The following is a 25,380-nucleotide window of genomic DNA, read 5'->3' as shown; positions in this document are numbered from 1 at the left end:
GGCCGGGGCGCGCCCCGGCCGGACGCGGCGCCGGCCGGACGCGCGCAGCCAGCGCGGGAGCGTGCGGTCCAGGAACCCGAACGCGGTGTCGCGGTCGCGCAGGTGCACCAGCAGCAGCCCGCCGGGCTTCAGCGCGGCGACGAACCGGTCGAGCACCAGCTCGGCGTGCGGGACGCGCTCGATCAGGTACGAGGCGTGGACGATGTCGAAGGCGCGCGGCGGCAGCGGGACGGTGCGCAGGTCGCCGAGGTGCCAGGCGTCGAGGTCGGGCCGCTCGCAGGTGTAGGCGCGCAGCTCAGGGGACTCCAGGTCGACCCCCGTGACCTCGCGCTCGCGGTCGCCGAGGTCCAGCCCCGTCCCCCAGCCGCAGCCCGCTTCGAGGACCTGGATCCGCTGCAGGGGCTTCTCTAGGGCGTACTGGCGGGCGCGTTCTGAGAAGAGATCGCCGCCGTTGACCGGCGACGTACGCAGATCGGTCACAATCTCGCAGCGTAATCGCTTGGCTGCGCTCCGTCCGCTATTTGCTTTTTCTTGGCGACGGCCGTGTCGCCGTCCTCGCCGGTCAGGGTGCGGACGGCGAGCCGTGGCCCCGGTCGGGAGCCTTCGGCGCCGCCTGAACGAGCGCCGCGCGGGGCGCGTACGCTTGTACGCGGTACCGGGTCCGGCTGGATTCCGGTTTTTCGGCCTGCCCTGTCTCGGGGTGATTGGCCATTTGTGGGCGAATATCGGGCTAATAATGACGCTTTCTGGACTTGTTGACCTTGCGTGCACCGACCCCGGTCTGCGGAGCGCGCTCACGCGGCCGCGCACGGACCGGGAGATCGTCGCACCCGCCGCGCTGTGGCCGATCCTGGCCGCCGCGCTGAGCCGCCGCCTGCGCGCGGACGGCGAGGGCGTCGTGCTCGCGGTGACCGCGACCGGCCGCGAGGCCGAGGACCTGACCGCCGCCCTGTCGAGCCTGCTCGCCCCCGAGCGCGTCGCGCACTTCCCGGCGTGGGAGACGCTGCCGCACGAGAAGCTGTCGCCGCGCTCGGACACGGTCGGGCAGCGGCTGGCGGTGCTGCGCCGCCTCGTCCACCCGGGTGCGGGCGGCCCGCCCGCCGGGGACGTCTCGGCGAAGGGCGGCGCGCTGGACGTCGTGGTGACGCCGGTCCGCGCGGTGCTGCAGCCGATCGTGTCCGGGCTCGCCGACCTGGAGCCGGTGCGGCTCGCCTCCGGCGAGGACGCCGACATGGACGACACGGTCCGGCGCCTGGTGGAGGCCGGGTACCACCGCGTCGACCTGGTGGAGAAGCGCGGCGAGATCGCGGTGCGCGGCGGGATCCTCGACGTGTTCCCGCCGACCGAGGAGCACCCGCTGCGGGTGGAGTTCTGGGGCGACACCGTCGAGGAGATCCGCTACTTCAAGGCGGCGGACCAGCGGTCCCTGGAGGTCGCGCAGGGCGGGCTGTGGGCGCCCCCCTGCCGCGAGCTGCCGCTGACGGAGAAGGTGCGCGAGCGCGCGAGGCTGCTCGCGCGGGAGCACCCGGCCCTGGAGGAGATCCTCGACCGGATCGCCGACGGCGACACCGTCGAGGGCATGGAGGCGTTCTCGCCCGTCCTCGCCGAGAGCATGGAGCTGCTGACCGACCTGCTGCCGGACGGGTCGGCGCTGCTGGTCTGCGAGCCGGAGCGGATCCGCACCCGGTCGGTCGAGATGGTCCGCACGAGCCAGGAGTTCCTGGAGGCGAGCTGGGTCAACGCCGCCGCCGGGGGAGAGGCGCCGATCGACCTCGGCGCCGCGGCGTTCCGCTCGCTGGAGGAGGTCCGCGCGCACAGCGCGGAGCTGGGGCTGCCGCGGTGGAGCGTGACGGCGCTGAGCCCGCTCGCGGCGGGCGGCGCGGACGGCGAGCTCCCGGACGGCGAAACCCCCGGCGCCGCGGAGTCGCTGAGCCTCGGGGTGCAGCCCGCGGAGGCGTACCGGGGCGACACCTCCCGCGTCGTCGGCGACCTCAAGGGCTGGACGGACGGCGGCTGGCGCGTCGTGCTGGTCACCGCCGGGCACGGACCGGCCGAGCGGCTCGCCCAGCTCGCCCGGGAGGAGGGCGTCGGCGCGCGGCTCGCCGACGTGGCCGGCGCGCCCGACCCGTCGGTGGTCACCGTCACGACCGGGCTGCTGGAGAACGGGTTCACCTGGGAGTCGGTCAAGCTCGCGGTGCTGACCGAGACCGACCTGTCGGGGCAGAAGTCGTCCACGCGCGACGCGCGGCGCATGCCGTCGCGGCGGCGCGGCGGCATCGACCCCCTCCAGCTCAAGCCGGGCGACTACGTGGTGCACGAGCAGCACGGCGTCGGGCGGTACGTGGAGATGGTCAGCCGCACGGTCCAGGGCGCCACGCGCGAGTACCTGATCCTGGAGTACGCCAAGAGCGACCGGCTGTTCGTCCCGACCGACCAGCTGGAGGAGCTCACCCGCTACGTCGGCGGCGAGGCGCCCAGCCTGCACCGGCTCGGCGGCGCCGACTGGCAGAAGGCCAAGTCCCGCGCCCGCAAGGCGGTCAAGCAGATCGCCGGGGAGCTGATCCGGCTCTACTCGGCCCGGATGGCGAGCCCCGGCCACGCCTTCGCGCCCGACACCCCGTGGCAGCGGGAGCTGGAGGACGCCTTCCCCTACAACGAGACGCCCGACCAGCTCGCCGCCATCGACGAGGTGAAGGGCGACATGGAGCGGGCCGTCCCGATGGACCGGCTGATCTGCGGCGACGTCGGCTACGGCAAGACCGAGATCGCCGTGCGGGCGGCGTTCAAGGCCGTCCAGGACGGGCGGCAGGTCGCGGTGCTCGTGCCGACGACGCTGCTGGTGCAGCAGCACCTGTCGACGTTCGCCGAGCGGTTCGCGGCGTTCCCCGTGGTGGTGAAGCCGATCAGCCGGTTCCAGTCCGACAAGGAGATCGGGGAGACGCTGAGCGGGCTGTCGGAGGGCTCGGTGGACGTCGTGGTCGGCACGCACCGGATCCTGTCGTCGCAGACCCGCTTCAAGCACCTCGGCCTGGTGATCATCGATGAGGAGCAGCGGTTCGGCGTCGAGCACAAGGAGGAGCTGAAGCGGCTGCGGACGCAGGTGGACGTGCTCGCCATGTCGGCGACGCCGATCCCGCGGACGCTGGAGATGGGCCTGACCGGCATCCGGGAGATGTCGACGATCCTCACCCCGCCGGAGGAGCGCCACCCCGTCCTGACGTTCGTCGGCCCCTACGAGGAGAAGCAGATCGCCGCGGCGATCCGGCGCGAGCTGCTGCGCGAGGGCCAGGTGTTCTTCGTGCACAACCGCGTCCGGTCCATCAACAAGGTCGCGGCGACCCTGGCGCGGCTCGTCCCGGAGGCGCGGATCGCGGTCGCGCACGGCCAGATGAACGAGAACGAGCTCGAAAAGGTCATGGTCGACTTCTGGGAGAAGAACTACGACGTCCTGGTCGCGACCACGATCGTGGAGTCCGGGCTGGACGTGCCGAACGCCAACACCCTCATCGTCGACCGCGCCGACATGTACGGGCTGTCGCAGCTCCACCAGCTGCGCGGCCGCGTCGGGCGCGGCCGGGAGCGGGCCTACTCCTACTTCCTCTACCAGCCGGAGCAGCCGCTCACCGAGACCGCGCACGAGCGGCTCGCGACGCTGGCGCAGCACACCGAGGTCGGCGCCGGCATGTACGTCGCGATGAAGGACCTGGAGATCCGCGGCGCGGGCAACATCCTGGGCGCCGAGCAGTCGGGGCACGTCGCGGGCGTCGGGTTCGACCTGTACGTCCGGATGGTCGGCGAGGCGGTGCGGGAGCTGAAGGAGGGCGGCGGCGAGCCGGAGGCCGTCGAGACCAAGGTCGAGCTGCCCGTCGACGCGCACCTGCCGCACGAGTATGTGCCGGGCGAGCGGCTCCGGCTGGACGCCTACCGGCGGATCGCCGCGATCACCTCCGAGGACGAGATCGGCGCGGTGCACGACGAGCTGAAGGACCGGTTCGGCCCGCTGCCCGTCCCGGTGCTGAACCTGCTGGAGGTCGCCCGGTTCCGGGCCAAGGCCCGCAGGGCGGGGCTGAGCGACGTCACGCTCCAGGGCACTTTCGTCAAGTTCACGCCCGTGCACCTGCCCGACTCCAAGCAGGTCAGGCTGCAGCGGCTGTACCCCAAGAGCATCCTGAAGCCGGCTACCGACACCCTGCTCGTGCCCGCGCCGAAGACCGCGCAGCTCGGCGGCCGCCCGCTGCGCGACCAGGAGCTGCTGAAGTGGGCGACCGACCTGGTGGACGCCCTGTTCCTGGAGTCCGCGGCGCGGCGCTAGGCTGGCGCCGCCCCGATCGAGCGACGAGACGAGGAATCCGTGCCTGGTAAGTCCGTGAAGGCGGCGGTGGCGGCCGTGCTGGCGGCCGCCGCGCTGGCCGGCTGCGGCGGCTCCCCGAAGGTCGGCACCGCCGCACTCGTCGGCGACGACCGCATCACCGTCAGCACCCTCAGCCAGACCGTCCGCGACTGGCGCGAGCAGTTCCGCTCCGACCCGGCGGCCAACGAGCTGCGCGCGAACCCCGCCAACCCGGCGCCGCAGGTCGCGGGCGACTCCGAGTCCGACCTGCAGGGCGCGCTCACCCTGCTGATCAACTTCAGGGTCGCCGACCGGGTGGCGCGGCGTGCGGGCGTCGAGGTGACCGGCGGGCAGGTCGACGGCGCGCTCCAGGCCCTGGACCGCCAGGGCGGGGCCCAGTCGATCACGCTGGCGAGCGGGCTGCCCCGCGCGCACTCCCGCGACCTCGCCCGGCTGGTGGCGACGCAGCTGGCGGTCATGCAGCGGTTCGGCGCCGACCTGAACAACCGGCTGAACCCGGCGACCGAGCAGGCCGGCCGGCAGTGGAACGAGCTGTTCCAGCGCACCGCCGCCGGCATGCACATCAAGGTCAACCCGCGCTACGGGCACTACGACCCCGCCAAGTTCGAGGTCGCCCCGATCGTCTACCGGCTGTCCAGCCCCGATTCGGGTATCTGAGGCCCATGAGCCTCACCCTGCTGGCGACCACGCACCGGGTCGCGCCGGGCCTGCTGACCTGGCGGGCCTGGGACGCGCTCCGGTCGGCCGACGCCGTCCGCCTCCGGGACGGGCACCCGCTGCTGCCCGCGCTCCTCGACGCCGGTGTCGTCCCGGACCTCGTGGAGGAGCCCGACCCGGCGCTCCTGGTGGCCGACGCACGGCGCGCGGACGTGCTGTGGGTGGCCGCGCCCGAGGGCGACGAGGCGCTGATGCGCGGGATCGGGGCCCTGGTCGTCGACGACCCGCTGGACGTCGAGGTGCTGCACGGCTCCTACGACCTGCCGGGCGCGCGGCTGCTCGACCTGGTGTCGGTGATGGACACGCTGCGCCGCGAGTGCCCGTGGGACCGCAAGCAGACGCACACGACCCTCGTCCCGTACCTGCTGGAGGAGGCCTACGAGGTCCTCGACACCGTCGAGGCCGGCGACTACGGCGCGCTCCGCGAGGAGCTGGGCGACGTGCTGATGCAGGTGGCGTTCCACTCGGTGGTGGCCGCCGAGCGCGACGACGGGACCGCGTTCACGATCGACGACGTGGCGGGCGCGATCGTCGACAAGCTCGTCCGGCGGCACCCGCACGTGTTCGGGGACGTCACCGTCTCCGGCGCCGACGAGGTCAACGCCAACTGGGAGCAGATCAAGGCGGCCGAGCGCGCGGAGAAGAGCGGCGCGGAGGCCTCGGCGCTCGACGGCGTGCCGATGGGCCAGCCCGCGCTGTCGCTGGCGGCGCAGCTGCAGCGCCGCGCCGGGCGCATGGACGCCCCGCCCGCCCTCGCCGAGGGGCTGGCGGAGGAGGCCGGGGCCGAGCTGGGCGGACGGCTGTTCGCGCTGGTCCGGGAGGCGGGTGAGCGGGGCGTGGACGCGGAGTCGGAGTTGCGCGCCGTTTCCCGGGTATTCCGGGACCGTGTCCGGGCCTGGGAGCGGCGCGAGCGGCGCGACGCCTGATTCGGAGGATAACGGGCGGAACCTCGCCGATGGGGTGGTCCGCTCGGGAAGGCGCGTCTACTCTGAGCGCGTGCCGACCGAGGCCGGAAGTGACGCAGGGGATCCCGGGCCGGGAGCCCCCGCGGCGCGGCGCCGCCGCCCGCGCCGCCTGCTGACCCCGTCGACGACCCGCGCCGAGAAGGCCCGCGCCGTGCGCGGGCTCGGCGCCTTCGGCGGCCTGGCAGGCCTGCTCGTCGCGCTCATGCTGCTGCCCACCGCGTGCACGGCGGGCGTCGGCGCCCGCGACGCCGCCGGCTGGTTCGAGGCCGAGCCGGACGGGCTGACGACCTCCGGAGTCCCGCAGCGCTCGAAGATCCTCGCCGCGGACGGCTCCACCCTCGCCACGTTCTTCTACCAGAACCGCGTCGACGTCCCGTTCAACAAGATCGCCCCGGTGCTGCGCCAGGCGGTGCTGGCGATCGAGGACAGCCGCTTCTACGAGCACGGCGCCATCGACGCGCAGGGCACCCTGCGGGCGCTCGCCAGCAACCTCAGCAGCGGCCAGGTGACGCAGGGCGGCTCCGGCATCACCCAGCAGTACGTGAAGAACCTGCTGCTCACCCAGGCCGACACCGACGCCGAGCGGCAGGAGGCCCGGGAGGTCTCGGCCGCCCGCAAGATCCGCGAGCTGAAGTACGCGGTGGCGCTGGAGAAGCGGTTCACCAAGGACGAGATCCTGCGCCGCTACCTCAACATCGCCTACTACGGCGACGGCGCCTACGGCGTCGAGGCGGCGTCGCGGCACTACTTCTCCAAGCACGCGTCCGAGCTGACGCTGCCCGAGGCGGCGCTGCTCGCCGGCGTCGTCCGCTACCCCTACGCCTACGACCCGATCCGCCATCCCGGCGCGGCGCGGGAGCGCCGCGACACCGTGCTGACCCGGATGGCCGAGCTCGGCTGGCTCGACCCGGCCAAGGCGGCCGCGGCCAGGCGGGCGCCCGTCAGGCTGGACGTCGACAACGTGCGGAGCGGCTGCGTCACCAGCGACGCCCCGTTCTTCTGCGACTACGTCCAGCGCGAGATCCTCACCGACCCCGTGTTCGGCAAGACGGCCGAGGACCGGGAGAAGCTGCTCAAGCGCGGCGGGCTGACGATCCGCACCACCCTGGACCGGCGCGCCCAGAAGGCCGCGCAGCGCGCCGTCGACCGGCACGTCCCGCCGAAGAACTCCGCGCACAAGGCCGCCGCCGAGGCGATGGTGCAGCCGGGCACCGGCGAGATCAAGGCGATGGCCGTGGACCGCGAGCTCGGCCCCGACCGGGACCGCGGCAAGACGTGGATCAACTTCGCCGCCGACGCCAGCCACGGTTCCAGCATCGGCATGCAGGCCGGGTCCACGTTCAAGGCGTTCACACTGGCCGCGGCGCTGGACGAGGGCATGCCGTTCGGGACCCGGATGATGGCGCCGCGCGCCTACACGCCCGTCGGCTACCGCAACTGCGACGGGGACCGCGTCGGCGACCCGTCCGCGTCCCTGCGCAACTCCGCCGACGGCGAGGGCGGCAAGCAGTTCAGCCTCGTCACCGGGACGCACCACTCGGTCAACACGTTCTTCCTCGCCCTGGAGAAGAAGGTCGGCCTCTGCGACACCGTGAAGATGGCCGAACGGCTCGGGATGAAGCAGGCGAACGGCAAGCCGCTGGAGCAGTACCCCTCGTTCACGCTGGGCTTCAACCCCGTCTCCCCGCTGCGGCTCGCGGCGGCCTACGCGGCGTTCGGGGCCCGCGGCCGGTACTGCGAGCCGATCGCGATCCGCGAGATCCGCGCCGCTTCCGGCCGCAGGCTGAAGGTGCCGGGGCGCCACTGCGAGCGGGCGATGGACGAGGGCGTCGCGGACGCCGTCAACTACGTCCTGCGCGGCGTCCTGACCAAGGGCACCGCGCGCGGCATGGGCCTCGGGCGCGACGCCGCGGGCAAGACCGGGACCGTCGACAACTTCTCCGCCGCCTGGTTCGCCGGGTACACCCCGGACCTGGCCGCGGCCGTGTGGGTCGGCGACCCGCGCGGCGGCTACAGGCACCCGATGGAGAACCTGTGCATGGACGGCCGGTGCTACGGGTCGGTGTTCGGGGCGACGATCCCGGCGCCGATCTGGCGGCAGAGCATGCTCGGGGCGCTGTCGCACACCGATCCCGGCTCGTTCCACCGGCCGCCGTCGCGCTACTTCAGCAGGGGCTCGGGTGAGGACCGGGCCAGGGTGCCGGACGTGCGCGGCATGAAGCCGGGCGAGGCCGCCGCCAGGCTCCGCGCCGCCGGGTTCAGGGCCCGGATCGGCGCGCCGGTGGCCTCCCGCCGGTTCCCGAAGGGCACCGTCGCCGGCATGTCGCCCGCGTCGGCCGAGCCGGGCGACACCATCACGCTGCACGTCAGCAAGGGCGCCGGGCGCAGGCCCGGCGGCGGGCGCGGGGGAGGCGGCCGCCCCACGCTCCCGCCCGCCACGCCCGCCCCGGAACCCGGCGGACCGCCCCGGCAGGCCCCCGCGTGACCCGCGCCCCCGTGTGACCTGCGCCCGTGTGACCTGCGCCGACGTGTGATCGTCCGGTCGCGGGGTAGATCGACACGGGAAGATCGACAGCGGGACGCGACGCCCGCGCTGATCCATTTCGGGGGACGATCGTCATGCGAGCCATCGCCGTGTCGGAGTACGGCGCCACGCCGGCGCTCATGGACCTGCCGCGCCCGGAGCCGGGGCCCGGCGAGATCCTGGTGCGGGTGATCGCCGCCGGACTGAACCCGCTGGACTGGAAGATCGCCGAAGGCATGCTCAAGGACTCCGTCGACGTGCCGTTCCCGCTGATCCTCGGCCGGGACGGCGCGGGCGTCGTGGAGGAGGCCGGCGAGGGCGTGACCCGGCTGCGGCACGGCGAGCAGGTCTACGGGGCCTTCGCCATGGTGGAGCGCGGGCTCGGCAGCTACGCCGAGTACGCCCTCGTCCGCGAGGACGGCCCGGTCGCGCGGATGCCGCAAGGGATGATCTACACGCAGGCGGCGGCGGTGCCGACCGCGAGCGCGACCGCGCTCGCCATGGTCGACCAGGCGCGGATCGACACCGGCCAGACCGTCCTCGTGGTGGGAGCGACCGGCGGCGTCGGCCAGGGCGCGGTGCAGCTCGCCTCCCGCGCCGGCGCCAAGGTCATCGCGACCGCGCGCGACGACATGGCGGGCACGATGCGCCGCCTCGGCGCGGACGAGACGGTCGACCACTCCGCGGGCGACCTCAACCGGCAGGTGCTCGCCGTCCACACCGGCGGGATCGACGCCATCCTCGACACCGCCGGCGACACCCGGTCGGCCGAGCACCTCGCGCAGCTGCTGCGTCCCGGCGGGACCTACATCTCCACCACCTGGTCGGTGAACCCCGACTCCCTTGAGGCGAAGGGGCTGCGCGGCGTCAACTTCCAGACGCAGCCTTCCGCCGAGCTGCTGGACCGCCTCTCCGACCTCATCGACGCGGGCGCGCTGCGCGTCCGGGTCGAGCGGGAGGTCCCGCTGGAGCGGGCGGCCGACGCCCTGGCCGACAACCGGCTGGGCGGCGCGCGCGGCAAGACCGTCCTGCGCATCTGACGGCCCCGCCGAGGTGAGGACGGCTCCGGTGCGGGCATGCAGAGCCGGAGGAGGAGGCACATGAACCAGAGTGAGACCGAGGACGACCGGCGCGCGAGGCTCCGCGACATCGAGGAATCCCTGAAGCGGCTGCGCGCGGACCTTCCCGCGCCGTCCGGCGACCCCACGGACATGGTGGACTCCGGTCAGTACCTCGCCCAGCGTGAGGAGCTGCAGGGGCAGATCGACCTGCTGGAGGCCGAGCGCGAGCGGCTTCGCGCCGATCTCGGGATGACCTGAGCGCCCGGGGGCGGCCGGGCCGGGAACAAAGCCCGGCCGTCCCCGGTTCCGCAGGCATGACCACCTACGAGGAGTTCGAGCGCGCGACGTTGTTCTTCGACGCCCGGGACTACGCGGGCGCGGCGCGCATGCTGGCCCCGATCGTCGACGGCGACCCGGGCAACCGCGCCGCGGTCGAGCTGCTCGGCCGCGCCTACTTCCACAGCGCCCAGCTCGGCCGCGCCGAGGAGACGCTCCGCCGCCTGGTCGAGCTCGACCCGGGCAACGGCTGGGCGTACGAGGCCCTGGCCCGCACCCTGGAGCGGCGGAGCCGCCCGGACGAGGCCCGCGCCTTCCGCAAGCTCGCCCGCGCCATGGGCGTCGAGCCCACCGCGGAGATCGAGGTCTCCGTGACCGCCGCCGACCTGGCCTGACGTCCCGCCCTGGAGTGGCCGTCCCGCGGGGACGGCTACCCCGGGAGGTCGTCGCGGGGGAGGCGCAGGACGAAGCGGGCGCCGGGGACGCCGTCGATGCGGTCGGTGAGGATCAGCGACCCGCCGTGCGCCTCGGCGATGTCGCGGGAGATCGCCAGGCCGAGGCCGGTGCCGCCGGCGTCGCGGTGCCGGCCCTCGGCCAGGCGCGCGAACCGCTCGAACACCCGCTCGCGGTCCTCCGGCGGGACGCCCGTGCCGTCGTCGATCACCTCGACCACGGCGGTGGCGGGCTTCTCCGTGCGCAGGATCACCGTCACCTCGTTGGCGGCGTGCCGGTCCGCGTTGTCGATGAGGTTGGTCAGCAGCCGTGCCAGGTCGCTGCGCCCGCCCCGCACCGTCACGGGGCCCTCCGCCAGCACCGTCACCTGGACGCGGCGGGGGCGGCGCAGCACCTCCTGGTCGGTGATCTCGGTCAGGTCCACCCGCTCCATGGGGGAGGCGGTGCGGTCGGCGTCGAGCCGGGCGAGCGCGAGCAGGTCGTCCACCACCGCCGACAGCCGCTCGGTGTTGACCAGGATGGCGCGCAGCGCGGCGGGGATGTCGGTGTCCTCGGGGGCCGACAGCGCCAGTTCCAGCTCCATGCGCAGCGCGGTGAGGGGGCTGCGCAGTTCGTGCGACACGTCGGTGACGAACGCGCGCTGCCGCGCGACGGCCTCCTCCAGGCGGTTCAGGGTGGCGTTCACGCTCTCGGCGAGCCGCCCCACCTCGTCGCGGCGGTGCGGCTCCGGGACGCGGCGCTCCAGGTCCGTGGCGGTGATCTCGTCCAGCTCGCGGCGGATCCCCTCGACCGGGAGCAGCGCCCGGCTCACCGACAGCCACGTCCCGTAGCCGGCGAGCAGGGTGATGAAAGGGATGCCCAGCAGTATCAGCACCCCTGTCACCGGACGCGGCAGCGGCCCCGGCACGGGGGCGAGCGAGTTGATGAACAGCGCGTCCGGTCCGAGTCCCACCCGGCGCTCGACGATCACGAAGCAGGGGCCGCCCGGCGCGTCGATTCCGCAGACGCGGCCCACCCGGCGCTCCTCGAACGGCGGCGGCGGCGGGAACCGGAGCGCGGGGCGGCCCCGCATCCGCGGGGTGGCCGCGACCACATGGCCCTGCTGGTCCACCACCTGCTGGAGGCTGTCGGTGGTGGGGGAGATGTCCAGAGTCAGCTGCCCGGTCTCGATCGCCGTCGCCGTCCGCCGGTTGTCGCGCGCCAGCGCCCGCACGAGGTCCTGGTCGGCGTCCTGCTTGAGCTGGGTCAGCAGCACCGCGCTCAGCGCCGACGACAGCACGAAGGCGATCAGCGAGGCCGCCACCGTCACTCGGAACCGGATCTCCGGGTGGCGCAGCGCGGCTCGCCAGATCCAGCCGCTCGGGGACGGCCGGCGGAGCCGGACGCCTATGACGACCTCCCTGGTGCGCTGCACGTCATGTCAGTACCGGGGAGTTCCTACCTGGACAGGGCGGACCCCATCCAGGTCGGCGGGTAAAAGATTGTCAGCGCCCCTCGTCGACGCCCCAGCGGCGCCGGATCGCCCCGTCCACCAGGCCGAACAGCTGGTCGATCACGATGCCGAGGACCAGGATCATCAGCATGTAGGAGATCATGTCGGCGGTGTTGTTCAGCTCCCTGGCCTGCGACAGCAGCACACCGAGCGAGGTCGTGTCGCCGATGACGACCAGCAGCTCGCCCGCCATCAGGCTGCGCCACGCGAACGCCCAGCCCTGCTTCAGCCCCGCCACGAACGAGGGAAGCGAGGCCGGCATGATCAGATGCCGGTACAGCGCGAGGCCCCGCAGCCCCATCACCTTCCCCGCGCGCAGCAGGATCGGCGGCGTGTAGTCGACGCCCGCGATCAGCCCGTTGGCGATCGACGGGGCCGCGCCGAGGATCACCACGAACAGGATCGCGCTCTCGCTGAGCCGGAACAGCAGGATGGCGAGCGGGAACCAGGCGATCGACGGCATCGTCTGCAGACCGGTGATCAGCGACCCGAACGCCCGGCGCAGCACCCGGAACCGGGCCACCAGCGCGCCGACCACGACGCCCACGGCCACGGCGAAGGCGAACCCGACGACCGCACGCCGCATCGTCAGGGCGACGGCGTCCCAGAACCGCCCCGAGGTGAGCTGGTCCCAGAACACCGGGAGCGTGTCCCGGGGGCCGGGGAGCACCCACGGCTCCTTCCAGCCGCTCCACACGACCAGCTGCCACGCCGCGAGCGCGATCAGCACGGCCGCGACGATCGGCCACACCGCCGACCACGCCCGCTGGAGGAGCCGGGCACGCGCCGTGCCGCCGAGCTCCAGCGCGTCCAGGCCCGCCAGCTCGCGGTCGAGCCGCCTCTCGCCCTTCACCGTGTCATGCGCCATGCCGGACGACCTCCTCGCGCAGCCGGTCGGTGATGGTCCCGGCCAGGGAGGCGACCTCGGGGGAGTCGATCCGCCGCGGCCGCTCCATCGGGACGGGGAACTCCTCCACGACCCGGCCGGGCCGGCTGCTGAGCAGCACCACCCGGTCCCCGAGCCGCACCGCCTCCCTGACGTTGTGGGTGACGAACAGCACGGTCAGGGCGCGCTCCCGCCAGATCCGCTCGATCTCGTCGTGCAGCAGGTCGCGGGTCATCGCGTCGAGCGCGCCGAACGGCTCGTCCATCAGCAGGACGGTCCCCTGCCCCTCGCCGGCGTCGTCCTCGGTGAGGGCGAGGGCGCGGGCCAGCGCGACCCGCTGCCGCATGCCGCCCGACAGCTGGTGCGGGCGCCTGCCCGCGAACCCGCCGAGGTGCACCGAGTCGAGCAGCCGGCCCGCCCGGCTCCGCCGCTCGCCCCGGGGGACGCCGCGCGTCTTCAGGGCGAGTTCGAGGTTGCCGGTCACCGTCAGCCACGGGAACAGGGCGGGCTCCTGGAACATCAGCGCGACCCGCGCGCCGTCCTTGTCGATCGTCCCGGCGCTCGGGCGGTCGAGGTCGGCGACCAGGTTGAGCAGCGTGCTCTTGCCGCAGCCGGACGCGCCGACCAGGCACACGAACTCGCCGGGGGCCACGTCGAGGGAGACCCTGTCGAGTGCGAGGAGCGCGGATCCGCCGGTCCCGAACGCCTTGGAGACCTCGCTGAGGCGGACCGCCGTGTCCGCGGTCATCGGTCGCTGACCTGTGCCTTCCCGCCCGCCTTGAGCACGTCGTTGAGCGGGGCCAGGTTGTAGATGCCGGCCAGGTCGGTCTTCTCCAGCAGGCCGATCTCCTCGGCGTGCGCCGCGCCCGCGACCAGCGAGGACGCGACCGGGTCCGTGGTGAAGTCGATCTCCTTGAAGGCCGCGGTCAGCACGTCCTGCTTCAGGGGCTTGCCGCTCAGCTTGGCGAGGGCGTCGTTGGTGACCTTCTCGGCGTCCGCCTTGCTCTGGTTGATGTAGTCGGTGGCCTCGACGACGCCCTGGAGCAGCTTCTTGACCTGCTCCGGGTGCTTCTTCTCGTACTCCTGGCTGACGAGCAGGTTGGTGATGACGAACTTGCCGCCGGGCCACAGCGACTTCTCGTCGAGCAGCCTCTCGCCCTTGTTCTCCAGGATCAGCCGCGAGGCGTAGGGCTCGGGAACCCAGGCGCCGTCGATGTCGCCCTGCGCGAACGTCTGCAGCGTCTGGGCGTTCTCCTGCGGGACGACCTTGACGTCCCCGCTGCCGTCCTTGTTCGCGGTGAGGCCGTTCTTCTTCAGCCAGTACCGCAGCGCGACGTCCTGCGTGTTGCCGAGCTGCGGGGTCGCGATCTTCTTGCCGCGCAGGTCCTGGACGCCCTTGATCCCGGGCTTGACCACCAGCGAGACGCCGCCCGAGGCCGCGCCGGAGATGATGTGGACGGCCTTGCCGTGCGACTTGGACCAGGCGTTGATGGACGGGTTCGGCCCGACGAACGTCGCGTCGATCGCGCCGGAGAACAGCGCCTCGACGGCGGCCGGGCCGGCGTTGAACGTCGCGGTCTTCGGCGCGGCGCCGAGGTGCTTGGCGAAGATGCCCTTCTCGACGCCGACCAGGGCGGTCGCGTGGGTGATGTTCGGGAAGTAGCCGAGCCGGAGCGGGGCCGCGTCCCCGCCGGACTCCTCATCGCCGCCGCAGGCGCCGAGCGTGCCCGCTGCGACGAGAACGGTCAGTGCCACGGCGGCGACGCGCCCGCGGAGTCCACGATGCATTGTGATGTTTCCCTATCAATCAAGTCTGTTTGACCTGCTTAGTAGATAAGGCGGGCGTTCTCCGCGTCAAGTCGTCTTCCTGGCGCGATGCGGTCGCCGAGGTGGAGCGGTTTCGTGACCGCCGTCCCTTATGTACGTGTCCCGGCGGGCAACGGCGAGGCGGTTGGGCGGCGGCGGGGCCGCGCGGATAGGCTCGGTGACCGCACCGACCATCCGCACCATCAGGGGGTTCCCCGTGTCGTCGATCGAGGCCGTACTCGCCCGGGAGATCCTTGACTCCCGCGGCAACCCGACCGTCGAGGTCGAGGTGCTGCTCGCCGATGGGACCGAGGCGCACGCGGCGGTCCCGAGCGGCGCCTCCACCGGCCAGTTCGAGGCGGTCGAGCTGCGCGACGGAGGCGAGCGCTACGGCGGCAAGGGCGTCCGGAAGGCCGTCAAGGCCGTCAACGAGACCATCGACGAGAAGCTCGTCGGCTACCCCGCCTCCGACCAGCGCCTGATCGACCAGCTGCTGATCGACCTCGACGGGACCCCCGCCAAGTCCGCGCTCGGCGCCAACGCCATCCTCGGCGTCAGCCTCGCCGTCGCCAAGGCCGCCGCCGACTCCGCCGGCCTGCCGCTGTTCCGCTACGTGGGCGGCCCGAACGCGCACCTGCTGCCCGTCCCGATGATGAACATCCTGAACGGCGGCGCGCACGCCGACACCAACGTCGACATCCAGGAGTTCATGATCGCGCCGATCGGCGCCGCCACCTTCGCCGAGGCGGTGCGCTGGGGCGCCGAGACCTACCACGCGCTGAAGTCGGTGCTGAAGTCCAAGGGCCTGAACACCGGCCTCGGCGACGAGGGCGGCTTCGCCCCCGAGCTGCCGAGCAACCGGGACGCCCTCGACCTCATCCTGGAGGCGATCCGCAAGGCCGGCTTCACCCCCGGCCGCGACATCGCCCTCGCGCTGGACGTCGCCGCCACCGAGTTCCACGCCGACGGCCAGTACGCGTTCGAGGGCACCAAGCGGTCCGCCGACGACATGGCCGCCTATTACGGCGAGCTGCTCGGCAACTACCCGCTCGTCTCCATCGAGGACCCGCTCGACGAGGAGGACTGGGCCGGCTGGGAGGGCCTCACCGCCGCCGTGGGCGACCGCGTCCAGCTCGTCGGCGACGACCTGTTCGTCACCAACCCCGAGCGGCTCGGGCGCGGCATCAAGTCCGGCGCCGCCAACGCGCTGCTGGTCAAGGTCAACCAGATCGGCACGCTCAGCGAGACCCTCGACGCCGTCTCGCTCGCGCAGACCAGCGGCTACCGCTGCATGATGAGCCACCGCTCCGGCGAGACCGAGGACACCACGATCGCCGACCTCGCCGTCGCGACCAACTGCGGCCAGATCAAGACCGGCGCCCCCGCCCGCAGCGACCGGGTCGCCAAGTACAACCAGCTGCTGCGCATCGAGGAGCTGCTGGACGACGCCGCGCGCTACGCCGGCGCCGCCGCGTTCCCGCGCTTCGACGCGCAGGGCTGAGCCGCGCGACCCGGCGGGGCGGCGTCCCCGTCCCGCCGGGCACCGGTTTCCGGCAGCCGAGCCACAGGCAGGGGACACGATGGCGCAGGGCGACGACCACGAGACCGGCCGCGGCGACGCCGACCGCGGGTCGGGCGGGCGCGGGGCGCGGGGCGGCCGGGCCCGCCGTTCCAATCCGGCGCTGACGAGCCGCGCCGCGATCCTCGCGGTGGTGATGTGCGCGATCGCGCTGAGCCTCGCCTACCCTGTCCGGGAGTACATCGCCCAGCGCAAGGAGATCGCCGACCTGCGCCGCCAGGAGGCGATGTCCCGCCGCCAGGTCGAGATCCTCGCCCAGCGCAAGCAACAGCTGGGCGACAAGTCGTACATTGAGCGTGAGGCGACGCGGCGGCTCCATTACTGTCGTCCTGACGTGAAGTGCTACATCGTCCTGGACGGCGGCGAAGGCGACGGGCAGCAGTCCCGCCGGGGCGGAACGGAGACCAGACCGCCCTGGTACGAGACGCTGTGGCGGTCGGTGGAGGCCGCCGACAGGCCCCGCTGACGTTCCTTGAGGCGCGGAGGAGAACGGATCCCCGGATCCGCGGGTGGATACATGATCGATGCACGTGACACGGCCGCGGTCGCGGCCCAGCTCGGACGCGAGCCGCGCGGCGTCCGCCGCGTGGCGGGACGCTGCCCGTGCGGGCTGCCCGCCGTGATCGAGACGGCGCCGCGGCTTCCGGACGGGACGCCCTTCCCCACGCTGTTCTACCTGACGTGCCCGAAGGCGGCCTCGGCCATCGGGACGCTGGAGGGCAGCGGCGTCATGCGCGACATGCAGGCCAGGCTCGTCGACGACCCGTCCCTGGCGGCGAAGTACGCCGCCGCCCACGAGGACTACCTGCGCCGCCGCGACGAGGCCGCCCGCGAGGACGGCGTCGAACCGCTTCCCGAGGGCATGCAGAGCGCCGGCGGAATGCCGGAGCGCGTCAAGTGCCTGCACGCCCTCGTCGCGCACGAGCTGGCGGTGCCGGGCGTCAACCCGTTCGGCCGCGAGGCCCTGGACGCGCTGCCCGACTGGTGGCGCTCGGGGCCCTGTGTTCAGATCGAACCTGTAGAGACCGTCGAACCTGTCGAATCGGAACCTGAACCCGGGGAGGCGCGGTGACGCGCGTCGCGGCCATCGACTGCGGGACCAACTCGGTCCGCCTGCTGATCGCCGACATCGAGGCCGGAGGCGGCGACGGCGAGGCCGGCGCCACGCTGACCGACGTCGAGCGCCGGATGGAGATCGTCCGGCTGGGGGAGGGGGTCGACCAGACCGGGCGGCTGTCGCCCGCCGCGCTGGAGCGCACCTTCACCGCGATGCGCGGGTACGCCGAGCTGATCGAGCGGCACGGCGACGGGCACGGGCCGGTCAAGACCCGGGTGGTGGCGACCAGCGCGACCCGCGACGCCGCCAACCGGGCCGACTTCGTCAGCGGCGTCGTCGACATCTTCGGCGTCGTCCCCGAGGTGATCAGCGGGGACGAGGAGGCCGCGCTGTCGTTCACCGGCGCCACCCGCGAGCTGGCGAAGCTGCGCCCCGCCCGCCCCTACCTGGTCGTCGACATCGGCGGCGGGTCCACCGAGATCGTGCTCGGCAGCTCCTCGGCGGACGCGGCCCGCTCCATCGACATCGGCTGCGTGCGGATGACCGAGCGGCACCTCAAGGACGACCCGCCCTCGCCCGAGCAGATCTCCAACGCCGCCGCCGACATCGACACCGCGCTCGCCGCCGTCCGCGAGACCGTCCCGGTGGACGAGGCGCGCACCCTCGTGGGGCTCGCCGGGTCCGTCACCACGGTCGCCGGGATCGCGCTCGACCTGCCGCGCTACGAGGCGGACCGCATCCACCTGGCGCGGATCACCGCCGGGCAGGTGCACGAGGTGACGCGGCGGCTGCTGCACGCCACCCGCGCCGAGCGCGCCGAGTTCGGCGTCATGCACCCCGGCCGCGTCGACGTGATCGGGGCGGGCGCGCTCATCCTCGACCGGATCATGCGTGAGTACGGGTTCGGGGCCGTCGTCGTCAGCGAGCACGACATCCTCGACGGCATCGCCTGGTCGCTGGTCTGACCGCTGTGTTGATCGAGTCCCGGCCCACTTCGCTCGCCTGGCGGCTCGCTGCGTGACCTGGCCTGGGCGAACGCGGCATCGCTTCGCGATCTGCCCGGGTCCGCTCGCCTTCGGCTTCGCTCCACCGGCCAGGTCACGCGTTCGCGTGCGTGGCCGCGGCCACTTCGAGACAGGTTCTGAGTCCTCGGCTGGCAAGGATGGGTGTCGGCTGCTGCGGGCATTGGGCGTGACCCGAGACGGGCTCGGCCTCAGTACCTGAGCCGCGCCAGCAGCGCGGGGATCAGCACCGCGTTCGGGTTCTGCTGCGGGACGTAGAGGATCGGCGCGGTGCCGCCGGCCTGCTGGATCCAGACCCGGCCCCGGTCGACGGTCGCGGTGGAGATCGACGACCAGCTCAGCGACACCCGGTCGCCGCGCACGCCGCCCGGATGGACGGTCAGCCCCTGCGCCACGTCGACCGACTCGCCCGCGCGGACGCGGCCGGCCAGCTCCTCGACGAGCCGCGGCTCCGCGTGCTCCTGGCAGAGCTGGATCAACCGCCCCCAGACCCGCTCCGGCTCGCCGCCCGGCCCCGCCGCGCGGCCGGGCAGCGCACCCGGTTCGATCACCACCTCCACGCGGGGGCCGCCGCGGAACGGGTACCGCCCCGCCTGGAAGATCCACTGCGTGCCGGGGGCGTGGCCGGGGACCGCCGGGCGCTCCGCCGCCCAGTACGCCACCCACTCCACGCGCGGCCAGGCGAGCGAGGCGTTCCCGTGGGCGACGCCCTGGTGGTCGGCGTGCAGGTGCAGGCCGCGCACGTTCACGTCCAGGGAGGGGACGGACGGGGCGCTGTCCCAGGTCGGCGCGTGCGGGGCGGTGTGGTGCTCCCCGCCCGCGGACGCGGTGTCCCGCCGCTGCTCGCGGCGCGGGAGCCGGGGCGGGCGGTCGGTCTCGGGGTTCAGCCGCTCGGTCCAGCTCTTCCCGTCCCACCAGCGCAGGCTGCCCGTGCCGTAGGGGTCGGGGTACCAGCCCGGTTGCGACACTCCTGCCTCCCGCTTCGCACAGCGCGCGTGCCGAGACACCCGCCTCCCCGACCGGCGAACGCATCGTACCGACCGGACCCGCCTCCCACCGGCCATGGGCGGAACCCGGCCACCGGCCGTGGCGTGGGACGATCGGTGGTATGCCTCCCGCCAACCCTCCGTTCGTGCCGCCCGGGTCAGGGTGGCCGGAAGATCCCGCCGCCCCCGCGACCCCCGTCGCGCACGGCGCCGGCGACGTCGTCGAGCTGGCCGCCGGGGCGCCGGACCTGCACGAGCTGTGCGCCCGCCAGTCGGTGTGCCGGGCTTGCGACCGGCTCGTGGAGTGGCGGGAGAAGGTCGCCGTCCAGCGCCGCCGGGCGTTCGCGGACGAGCGGTACTGGGGCCGCCCCGTCGCCGGATGGGGCGACGAGCGGCCGCGCATCCTGATCGTCGGCCTGGCCCCCGCCGCGCACGGCGGCAACCGCACCGGCCGCATCTTCACCGGCGACCGCTCGGGCGACTGGCTGTTCGCGTCCCTGCACCGGGTCGGGCTGGCGACCCGGCCGACCAGCGTCCACGCGGGCGACGGGCAGCGGCTGATCGGCGCGCGGATGGCGGCGACCGTCCGGTGCGCCCCGCCCGACAACAAGCCGACGCCCCTGGAGCGGACGACCTGCCTGCCGTGGCTCGCGCGCGAGGTCGAGCAGGTCGCCCCGAGCGTCCGCTGCGTCGTGTGCCTCGGCGGTTTCGCCTGGCAGGGCGTGTGGCCCGCGCTGAAGCAGGCCGGGTACGCGGTGCCGCGCCCCCGGCCGAAGTTCGGCCACGGCGCCGAGGTCGAGCTGGCTCCACCGCCGTCGGCGTCCCGGCGCGACCCCGTCCTGCTCCTGGGGTGCTATCACCCGAGCCAGCAGAACACCTTCACCGGCCGCGTCACCGAAGACATGCTGGACGCGGTGTTCGTACGCGCCCGCGACTTCCACTAGGCCGGAGGGGTGGTGGTGAGGGCCGTCAGCCGGATCTCGCCGTGCCGGCAGACCGGCCCGTACTTCCACAGCGCGCTCAACGGCTCGGTCTGGTTCGGCGGGATCATCCTCAGGGCGGTCGCGGCGGGCTCGCAGGTCCCGCCCGCCTCGTCGTCGGCGGGGATCGCCGCCCAGTGCAGCCGCTCGTAGGCGCGGCCGCCACCGGGAATCACGATCGTTCGCGCCGTCCCCTCGCGGAAGACCCTGGTGGCGCTCTCCCCGGCCGCGCCGAAAGACCGCGAGGCAGGGCCGTGGCCAAGCGGCCGTGGTGCGGCGGACCGGCCCCTGCACCGGTCCGCCGCCCGCGACCGCTTGGCGCCCCCGTCGGGCCCTGACCTCGCGGTCTCCCTTCTGGTGGTACATCGAATGAGATGTCGGGCGGGCCGAGGAAGTTCACACCTCCCCGCAAGACGTGAGGCAGCGGCAGAACCGGGTACCGCTCCGGATATGCCAATTCAGCGCACGAAACAGATCGTGATCGTCGGCGGCGGATACGTCGGCATGTACACGGCCCTGCGCCTGCAGAAGAGGCTGCGCGGCGAACTGCGCCGCGGCGAGGTCGCCGTCACCGTCATCGACCCGCAGTCCTACATGACCTACCAGCCGTTCCTGCCCGAGGCCGCCGCGGGGAACCTGGAGCCCCGCCACGTCGTCGCGCCGCTGCGCAAGGTCCTGAACCGCTGCCGCATCGTCAACGGATTCGTGACGCGGATCGACAACGCCTCCAGACGGCTCACCATCCGGCCCGCCGGAGCGCACACCTCCGGCGTGCCGGAGCGGGACATCGACTACGACATGCTCGTCGTCAGCCTCGGCTCCATCTCGCGGACCCTGCCCATCCCGGGCCTCGCCGAGTGCGGGATCGGCTTCAAGACCGTCGAAGAAGCGATCTTCCTGCGCAACCACGTCCTGCACCAGCTCGACATCGCCGCGTCCAACCCGGACAACGAGGCCGTCCGCAAACGCGCCCTCACGTTCGTGTTCGTCGGCGCCGGGTTCGCGGGCGTCGAGGCCATGGCCGAACTGGAGGACATGGCCCGCGACGCCTGCAAGTGGTACCCGACGATCGACGAGAAGGAGATGCGCTGGATGATGGTCGAGGCCACCGACCGCATCCTCCCCGAAGTGGGCCCCGAGATGGGCCGCTGGACCGCCGAGGCCCTGCGCCGCCGCGGCATCGAGGTCAAGATGAACACGCTCCTCAAGTCCGCCGAGAAGCGGCGCATCGTGCTGAGCGACGGCGAGGAGTTCGAGGCCGGCACCCTCGTCTGGACGGCCGGCGTGAAACCCCACCCCGTCGTCAAGGAGAGCGACCTCCCCCTGGACGACAAGAGCCGCATCAAGACCACCGCCGAACTCACCGTCGAAGGGCTCGACGGCGTCTACGCCGCCGGCGACAACGCCGCCGTCCCCGACCTCACCGACACCGGCGACTTCACCGCCCCCAACGCCCAGCACGCCGTCCGGCAGGCCAAGCGCCTGGCCGACAACATCGTGGCGGACCTGCGCGGCAAGCCCCGCAAACCGTACGTGCACGCCTACGTCGGCTCGGTCGCCGGCCTCGGCCTCCACAAGGGCGTCGCCAACGTCTACGGGCTCAAACTGCGCGGCCTGCCCGCGTGGTTCATGCACCGCACCTACCACCTGTCGCGCATGCCGACCGTCAACCGCAAGTTCCGCATCACCATGGACTGGACGCTCTCCGCGTTCTTCCGCCGCGAGATCGTCTCGCTCGGGGAACTCGAATGGCCCCGCCAGGAGTTCGAGCTCGCCGCCGGCCGCCAGCGCGACATCTGACAACCCGCCTTGACCGGCCGGACCGTTCCACTGGCCGGACCCGGCCGCCAGAGCTCCACAATCACGGCCCCTGGAGACGGCCGCGACGACCACTGACTCGATATGATGACGCCGCCCCTGTAGCCCAACGGCAGAGGCGGGCTCCCTAAAAGAGCCAGTGTGTCGGTTCGAGTCCGACCAGGGGCACGTGCGCCGAACCCTGCTCGCCGATCCTCTATCGGCTTCGCCGGGGCTCGCGGCGGCGGACCGTGCTCGCCGATCTCCCGTCGGCTTCGCCGGGCTCGCAGTGTTTGCCCAGGGGGGCGACCCCCTGGAACCCCCGATGCTCGGGCTTCGCCCTCGCGTGGGCTCGGCTTCGCCATCGCTTTCTACTGGGGGTTGGGGTCGGCGTTCGTCTGGCCCATGCTCGGCTTCGCCTTCGCAATGGGCGCTCGGCTTCGGCTTCGCTTGGTGGGGGCGGGATCGGTGCGGTTCTGGGCCGGGGGGGTTTCGGGCTGATCAAGTAGGGGGAATGCGGCTTACACGGGGGCGTGTCAGCCGAAGTGGAGATGTGATGGAGAGTAGAAACCCCGCGTTCCGGGGGAACGCCTTCGAGCCGCGGGCCGGTGGGTACGGCGGGCAGCCCTACGGAGGAGCCGCGTACGCCGCGCCCGGGTACGCGCCGGCCGCCACCAGGACGATGACCATGGACGCCGTCGTCGTCCGCGGGTTCCTGACGTTCGTGACCCTGGTGGTCACGGCGGCTTTGGCCTGGGCGCTGGTGCCGACCTCGCTCGCTCCGCCCGTCCTGGTCGTGGCGCTCATCGCCGAGATCGGCATCTGGGCGTTCATCGCGTTCGGCCGCAAGGCGAACGCGGCGACGGTACTGGCGTTCGCCGCCGTCTACGGCGTCGTCGTCGGGCTCATCAGCCACTCCTACAACGACATCTACCACGGGGTCGTCTTCCAGGCGGTGGTCGGGACGGCGCTGGCGTTCGGCGCCACCCTCGCCGTCTACGCGCTGCGCATCGTCCGGGTCACGCCCAAGTTCGCCCGGTTCGTCATGGCCGCCGCGCTCGCGCTGATCGGACTGATGCTCGTCAACTGGGTGGTGCACCTGTTCGGCGGCGACCACGGCATCGGGATCCGCGACCCCGGCAACCCGCTCGCCTACGTCTTCAGCGTCGCCGCGATCCTCGTCGGCTGCTTCTTCCTGCTGCTCGACTTCGACGCGGTCGAGACCGGGGTCCGGACGGGCGCGCCCGAGAAGTTCGCCTGGTACTGCGCGTTCGGGCTGGTGCTGAGCCTGGTGTGGATCTACCTGGAGATCCTGCGGCTGCTCAGCTACTTCTCCGGGCGCGACTAGCGGCCCACGCGTCGATCAGCCCCGCGCCGGGCGGCGTGGGGCTGATCTGTGCGGGATCTCTGCGCCAAGGTCGTGGCGCGCAGCGGCACGACGGCGGGGTCATCCTCTGGCGGGATCCCGCAACGTTCGGTGTGAAGTTCGATCGGCGCGCCCTCCCGGGGGAGGCGCGTGCTCAGTAGTGGCGGGCGCGGCGCGTGCGCTCGTGCTCGCGGACCAGGGCCGCGGCGTAGCCGTGGGAGAGGTTGTGCTCCTCGGCCAGCCAGGTGCTGCGTTCCTCGCAGCGCGTGAACGAGGGCCCGTTCTCGATCGTGGTGAACCACTCGGGGATATCACGTCCGGTGACTTGCGGGATGCGGGCTATCAGCTTGCTGTGGGTCTCCGGCGAGTGGTTCAGTGACAATTGGCACCTCCAGGTCGCGGGGCTCTTCCTGCCGACTCTGCAACACCTCTCCGCATGTGACAACCCCCTAACGGGGACCTATCTATTACGTTACGTAGATCATCCGTAACGGGGATGATCCCCGGAAACGCGCAGGTGGCCCGCATGGAGCCGCCTGAGGGCGGTTCCGTGCGGGCCACCGTGCCGGGGTCAGGGTTTCGTTTCCCCAGGTAAGGCCGGTCTTACCTCTAGGAGAGGCGCTCCAGGACCATGGCCATGCCCTGGCCGCCGCCCACGCACATCGTCTCCAGACCGAACTGCTTGTCGTGGAACCTGAGGCCGTTGAGGAGCGTGGAGGTGATCCGGGCGCCGGTCATGCCGAAGGGGTGACCGACCGCGATCGCGCCGCCGTTGACGTTCAGCTTGTCGAGGTCGATGCCGAGCTCCTCGGCGGACGGCAGCACCTGCGCCGCGAACGCCTCGTTGATCTCGACGAGGTCGATGTCGTCGATCGTCATCCCGGCCTTGGCCAGGGCCCTGCGGGACGCCTCCACCGGGCCGAGCCCCATGATCTCGGGGGACAGGCCGGTGACGCCGGTCGACACGATGCGGGCCAGCGGGGTGATGCCGAGCTCGGCGGCCTTGGTGTCGCTCATGACCACGACCGCGGCGGCGCCGTCGTTCAGCGGGCAGCAGTTGCCGGCGGTGACCGTCCCGTCCGGGCGGAAGACGGGCTGGAGCTGCGACACCTTCTCGTAGGTGGTGCCGGGGCGGGGGCCGTCGTCCTTGGCCACGACGGAGCCGTCCGGCAGCGTCACGGGGGTGATGTCCTTCTCCCAGAACCCGTTGGCGAGAGCCTTCTCGGCGAGGTTCTGCGAGCGGACGCCGAACTCGTCCTGCGCCTGGCGGGACACGCCGCGCAGGGCCGCCACGTTCTCGGCGGTCTGGCCCATCGCGATGTAGATGTCGGGCAGCGCGCCGTCCTCGCGCGGGTCGTGCCACACGGGGGCGCCGCCCTCGCCGGCCTTGGCGGTGCGGCCCTGGGCGTCGGCGAACAGCGGGTTCTGCGTGTCGGGCAGGCCGTCGCTGCTGCCCTTGGCGAACCGGCTGACGGTCTCGACGCCCGCCGAGACGATGACGTCGGCCTCACCGGCGCGGATCGCGTGCAGCGCCATCCGCGTCGTCTGGAGCGAGGACGAGCAGTACCGGGTGATGGTGGCGCCGGGCACGTTGTCCCAGCCCAGCAGGACCGACACCACGCGGCCCATGTTGTAGCCCTGCTCGCCGCCGGGCAGGCCGCAGCCGAGCAGCAGGTCGTCGATCTGGCTCGGGTCCAGCTGCGGGACCTTCGCCATCGCGGCGGTGACCATCTGGGCGGTGAGGTCGTCGGGCCGGATGTCCTTGAGCGACCCCTTGAAGGCGCGCCCGATCGGCGAGCGCGCGGTTGCGACGATGACTGCCTCGGGCATGTGCGGGTCTCCTTCTCAGCGCCAACGGTGTTACTCACCGGTCACCAGCAATCTAGCCGCTGGCCCCCCGCGGCGTACACGCCGCCCCCCGGGCCTGGTGGACGGAGCGTCCAATAAGTGTGGGCTTACCTCGTTCACGGAACTGCCGCAGCATCCGGCCGGCCTGCCCGGCGACCTGCGGCAGCTTGTCGCCGAAGATGACCAGGGCGAGGACGACGAGCACCGCCATCTC

Annotated in this window: 24 protein-coding genes and 1 tRNA gene; 15 read left to right on the top strand and 10 right to left on the bottom strand. The window is 72.8% G+C overall.

Annotation, left to right across the window (positions count from 1 at the left end):
- The coding region (locus AB0K37_RS26730) for a class I SAM-dependent methyltransferase (protein WP_363985628.1) at positions 1 to 480 on the bottom strand (480 nt) is incomplete at its 3' end.
- A 256-nt stretch (positions 481 to 736) separates the two neighbouring features.
- On the opposite strand from AB0K37_RS26730, the gene mfd reads away from it, so the two are divergent.
- The 7 genes from mfd to AB0K37_RS26695 all read left to right on the top strand — a co-directional run bounded on the left by mfd (position 737) and on the right by AB0K37_RS26695 (position 10,289).
- Positions 737 to 4,312 carry a transcription-repair coupling factor gene (gene mfd / locus AB0K37_RS26725; RefSeq protein WP_363985626.1) on the top strand — a complete coding sequence of 1,192 codons (3,576 nt, stop codon included), beginning with the start codon at positions 737 to 739 and terminating at the stop codon, positions 4,310 to 4,312.
- Positions 4,313 to 4,351: 39 nt separating this feature from the next.
- Positions 4,352 to 5,008 carry a hypothetical protein gene (locus AB0K37_RS26720; RefSeq protein ID WP_345176853.1) on the top strand — a complete coding sequence of 219 codons (657 nt, stop codon included), beginning with the start codon at positions 4,352 to 4,354 and terminating at the stop codon, positions 5,006 to 5,008.
- Between the two features lie 5 nt (positions 5,009 to 5,013).
- Positions 5,014 to 5,994: a MazG family protein gene (locus AB0K37_RS26715; RefSeq protein WP_363985624.1), complete on the top strand. Its 981-nt coding sequence runs from the start codon at positions 5,014 to 5,016 to the stop codon at positions 5,992 to 5,994.
- A gap of 70 nt (positions 5,995 to 6,064) precedes the next feature.
- A complete protein-coding gene (locus AB0K37_RS26710; RefSeq protein ID WP_363985622.1) occupies positions 6,065 to 8,518 on the top strand; it encodes a transglycosylase domain-containing protein in 2,454 nt (817 codons plus the stop codon).
- 134 nt (positions 8,519 to 8,652) lie between these two features.
- A complete protein-coding gene (locus tag AB0K37_RS26705; protein ID WP_363985620.1) occupies positions 8,653 to 9,597 on the top strand; it encodes an NADP-dependent oxidoreductase in 945 nt (314 codons plus the stop codon).
- Positions 9,598 to 9,657: 60 nt separating this feature from the next.
- Entirely contained in the window at positions 9,658 to 9,876 is a 219-nt protein-coding gene (locus AB0K37_RS26700) for a hypothetical protein (RefSeq protein WP_345176863.1), read from the top strand.
- Positions 9,877 to 9,932: 56 nt separating this feature from the next.
- Positions 9,933 to 10,289 carry a tetratricopeptide repeat protein gene (locus tag AB0K37_RS26695; RefSeq protein ID WP_345176865.1) on the top strand — a complete coding sequence of 119 codons (357 nt, stop codon included), beginning with the start codon at positions 9,933 to 9,935 and terminating at the stop codon, positions 10,287 to 10,289.
- A gap of 35 nt (positions 10,290 to 10,324) precedes the next feature.
- Here AB0K37_RS26695 and AB0K37_RS26690 read toward each other — a convergent pair whose 3' ends face one another.
- The 4 genes from AB0K37_RS26690 to AB0K37_RS26675 form a co-directional block, all read right to left on the bottom strand.
- Complete coding sequence (locus AB0K37_RS26690; RefSeq protein ID WP_363985618.1) at positions 10,325 to 11,761, bottom strand: ATP-binding protein; 1,437 nt, start codon at positions 11,759 to 11,761, stop codon at positions 10,325 to 10,327.
- 70 nt (positions 11,762 to 11,831) lie between these two features.
- A complete protein-coding gene (locus AB0K37_RS26685; protein WP_363985616.1) occupies positions 11,832 to 12,707 on the bottom strand; it encodes an ABC transporter permease subunit in 876 nt (291 codons plus the stop codon).
- Positions 12,697 to 13,473, bottom strand: a complete 777-nt coding sequence (locus AB0K37_RS26680) for an ABC transporter ATP-binding protein (protein ID WP_363985614.1) — start codon at positions 13,471 to 13,473, stop codon at positions 12,697 to 12,699. Before AB0K37_RS26680 ends, AB0K37_RS26685 begins: the two co-directional genes overlap by 11 nt.
- Positions 13,470 to 14,513 carry an ABC transporter substrate-binding protein gene (locus tag AB0K37_RS26675; protein ID WP_363985612.1) on the bottom strand — a complete coding sequence of 348 codons (1,044 nt, stop codon included), beginning with the start codon at positions 14,511 to 14,513 and terminating at the stop codon, positions 13,470 to 13,472. The genes AB0K37_RS26680 and AB0K37_RS26675 overlap by 4 nt, the downstream gene beginning before the upstream one ends.
- 235 nt (positions 14,514 to 14,748) lie before the next feature.
- Here AB0K37_RS26675 and eno point away from each other — a divergent pair, with 235 nt between their 5' ends.
- The 4 genes from eno (at position 14,749) to AB0K37_RS26655 (ending at position 18,132) form a co-directional block, all read left to right on the top strand.
- On the top strand, positions 14,749 to 16,032 hold the full coding sequence (gene eno / locus AB0K37_RS26670) for a phosphopyruvate hydratase (protein WP_363985630.1): 1,284 nt from the start codon (positions 14,749 to 14,751) through the stop codon (positions 16,030 to 16,032).
- 79 nt (positions 16,033 to 16,111) lie between these two features.
- Positions 16,112 to 16,576 carry a septum formation initiator family protein gene (locus AB0K37_RS26665; RefSeq protein ID WP_363985610.1) on the top strand — a complete coding sequence of 155 codons (465 nt, stop codon included), beginning with the start codon at positions 16,112 to 16,114 and terminating at the stop codon, positions 16,574 to 16,576.
- Positions 16,577 to 16,627: 51 nt separating this feature from the next.
- On the top strand, positions 16,628 to 17,182 hold the full coding sequence (locus AB0K37_RS26660; RefSeq protein WP_363985608.1) for a DUF501 domain-containing protein: 555 nt from the start codon (positions 16,628 to 16,630) through the stop codon (positions 17,180 to 17,182).
- Entirely contained in the window at positions 17,179 to 18,132 is a 954-nt protein-coding gene (locus AB0K37_RS26655) for a Ppx/GppA phosphatase family protein (protein WP_363985606.1), read from the top strand. The genes AB0K37_RS26660 and AB0K37_RS26655 overlap by 4 nt, the downstream gene beginning before the upstream one ends.
- Positions 18,133 to 18,380: 248 nt before the next feature.
- Here the strand turns inward: AB0K37_RS26655 and AB0K37_RS26650 are convergent, their stop codons facing one another.
- Entirely contained in the window at positions 18,381 to 19,157 is a 777-nt protein-coding gene (locus tag AB0K37_RS26650; protein WP_363985604.1) for a DUF2510 domain-containing protein, read from the bottom strand.
- Positions 19,158 to 19,297: 140 nt separating this feature from the next.
- Between AB0K37_RS26650 and AB0K37_RS26645 the strand changes: the two genes are divergently transcribed.
- A complete protein-coding gene (locus AB0K37_RS26645) occupies positions 19,298 to 20,119 on the top strand; it encodes a uracil-DNA glycosylase (RefSeq protein ID WP_363985602.1) in 822 nt (273 codons plus the stop codon).
- Here AB0K37_RS26645 and AB0K37_RS26640 read toward each other — a convergent pair.
- Positions 20,116 to 20,331, bottom strand: coding sequence for a hypothetical protein (locus AB0K37_RS26640; RefSeq protein ID WP_363985600.1), 216 nt, complete (start codon positions 20,329 to 20,331; stop codon positions 20,116 to 20,118). The genes AB0K37_RS26645 and AB0K37_RS26640 overlap by 4 nt on opposite strands.
- Before the next feature lie 274 nt (positions 20,332 to 20,605).
- Between AB0K37_RS26640 and AB0K37_RS26635 the strand changes: the two genes are divergently transcribed.
- The 3 genes from AB0K37_RS26635 (at position 20,606) to AB0K37_RS26625 (ending at position 23,300) form a co-directional block, all read left to right on the top strand.
- Positions 20,606 to 21,955 carry an NAD(P)/FAD-dependent oxidoreductase gene (locus AB0K37_RS26635; protein ID WP_363985598.1) on the top strand — a complete coding sequence of 450 codons (1,350 nt, stop codon included), beginning with the start codon at positions 20,606 to 20,608 and terminating at the stop codon, positions 21,953 to 21,955.
- Positions 21,956 to 22,068: 113 nt separating this feature from the next.
- Positions 22,069 to 22,141 (top strand) — tRNA-Leu (locus AB0K37_RS26630).
- 367 nt (positions 22,142 to 22,508) lie between these two features.
- Positions 22,509 to 23,300: a Bax inhibitor-1/YccA family protein gene (locus tag AB0K37_RS26625; protein WP_363985596.1), complete on the top strand. Its 792-nt coding sequence runs from the start codon at positions 22,509 to 22,511 to the stop codon at positions 23,298 to 23,300.
- 172 nt (positions 23,301 to 23,472) lie between these two features.
- Here the strand turns inward: AB0K37_RS26625 and AB0K37_RS26620 are convergent, their stop codons facing one another.
- From AB0K37_RS26620 to AB0K37_RS26610, 3 genes are all read right to left on the bottom strand, one after another.
- On the bottom strand, positions 23,473 to 23,700 hold the full coding sequence (locus tag AB0K37_RS26620; RefSeq protein ID WP_179843986.1) for a DUF4287 domain-containing protein: 228 nt from the start codon (positions 23,698 to 23,700) through the stop codon (positions 23,473 to 23,475).
- A gap of 227 nt (positions 23,701 to 23,927) precedes the next feature.
- Positions 23,928 to 25,148, bottom strand: coding sequence for an acetyl-CoA C-acetyltransferase (locus tag AB0K37_RS26615; protein ID WP_363985594.1), 1,221 nt, complete (start codon positions 25,146 to 25,148; stop codon positions 23,928 to 23,930).
- A 52-nt stretch (positions 25,149 to 25,200) separates the two neighbouring features.
- A partial coding sequence (locus AB0K37_RS26610) for a twin-arginine translocase TatA/TatE family subunit (RefSeq protein ID WP_363985592.1) occupies positions 25,201 to 25,380 on the bottom strand: 180 nt, incomplete at its 5' end.

Origin of the sequence: Actinomadura sp. NPDC049753 (assembly GCF_040674655.1) — a bacterium.
In the GTDB taxonomy this organism is placed as follows: domain Bacteria; phylum Actinomycetota; class Actinomycetes; order Streptosporangiales; family Streptosporangiaceae; genus Spirillospora; species Spirillospora verrucosospora.
The sequence above is the reverse complement of the archived record's forward strand: the minus strand, read 5'-3'. Positions and strand labels throughout refer to the sequence as shown.

Coding starts and splice junctions, on each gene's coding strand:
- mfd (WP_363985626.1), top strand. CDS start 737: ATGACGCTTTCTGGACTTGTTGACCTTGCGTGCACCGACCCCGGTCTG.
- AB0K37_RS26715 (WP_363985624.1), top strand. CDS start 5,014: ATGAGCCTCACCCTGCTGGCGACCACGCACCGGGTCGCGCCGGGCCTG.
- AB0K37_RS26705 (WP_363985620.1), top strand. CDS start 8,653: ATGCGAGCCATCGCCGTGTCGGAGTACGGCGCCACGCCGGCGCTCATG.
- AB0K37_RS26700 (WP_345176863.1), top strand. CDS start 9,658: ATGAACCAGAGTGAGACCGAGGACGACCGGCGCGCGAGGCTCCGCGAC.
- AB0K37_RS26695 (WP_345176865.1), top strand. CDS start 9,933: ATGACCACCTACGAGGAGTTCGAGCGCGCGACGTTGTTCTTCGACGCC.
- AB0K37_RS26685 (WP_363985616.1), bottom strand. CDS start 12,707: ATGGCGCATGACACGGTGAAGGGCGAGAGGCGGCTCGACCGCGAGCTG.
- AB0K37_RS26680 (WP_363985614.1), bottom strand. CDS start 13,473: ATGACCGCGGACACGGCGGTCCGCCTCAGCGAGGTCTCCAAGGCGTTC.
- AB0K37_RS26675 (WP_363985612.1), bottom strand. CDS start 14,513: ATGCATCGTGGACTCCGCGGGCGCGTCGCCGCCGTGGCACTGACCGTT.
- AB0K37_RS26665 (WP_363985610.1), top strand. CDS start 16,112: ATGGCGCAGGGCGACGACCACGAGACCGGCCGCGGCGACGCCGACCGC.
- AB0K37_RS26660 (WP_363985608.1), top strand. CDS start 16,628: ATGATCGATGCACGTGACACGGCCGCGGTCGCGGCCCAGCTCGGACGC.
- AB0K37_RS26645 (WP_363985602.1), top strand. CDS start 19,298: ATGCCTCCCGCCAACCCTCCGTTCGTGCCGCCCGGGTCAGGGTGGCCG.
- AB0K37_RS26635 (WP_363985598.1), top strand. CDS start 20,606: ATGCCAATTCAGCGCACGAAACAGATCGTGATCGTCGGCGGCGGATAC.
- AB0K37_RS26625 (WP_363985596.1), top strand. CDS start 22,509: ATGGAGAGTAGAAACCCCGCGTTCCGGGGGAACGCCTTCGAGCCGCGG.
- AB0K37_RS26615 (WP_363985594.1), bottom strand. CDS start 25,148: ATGCCCGAGGCAGTCATCGTCGCAACCGCGCGCTCGCCGATCGGGCGC.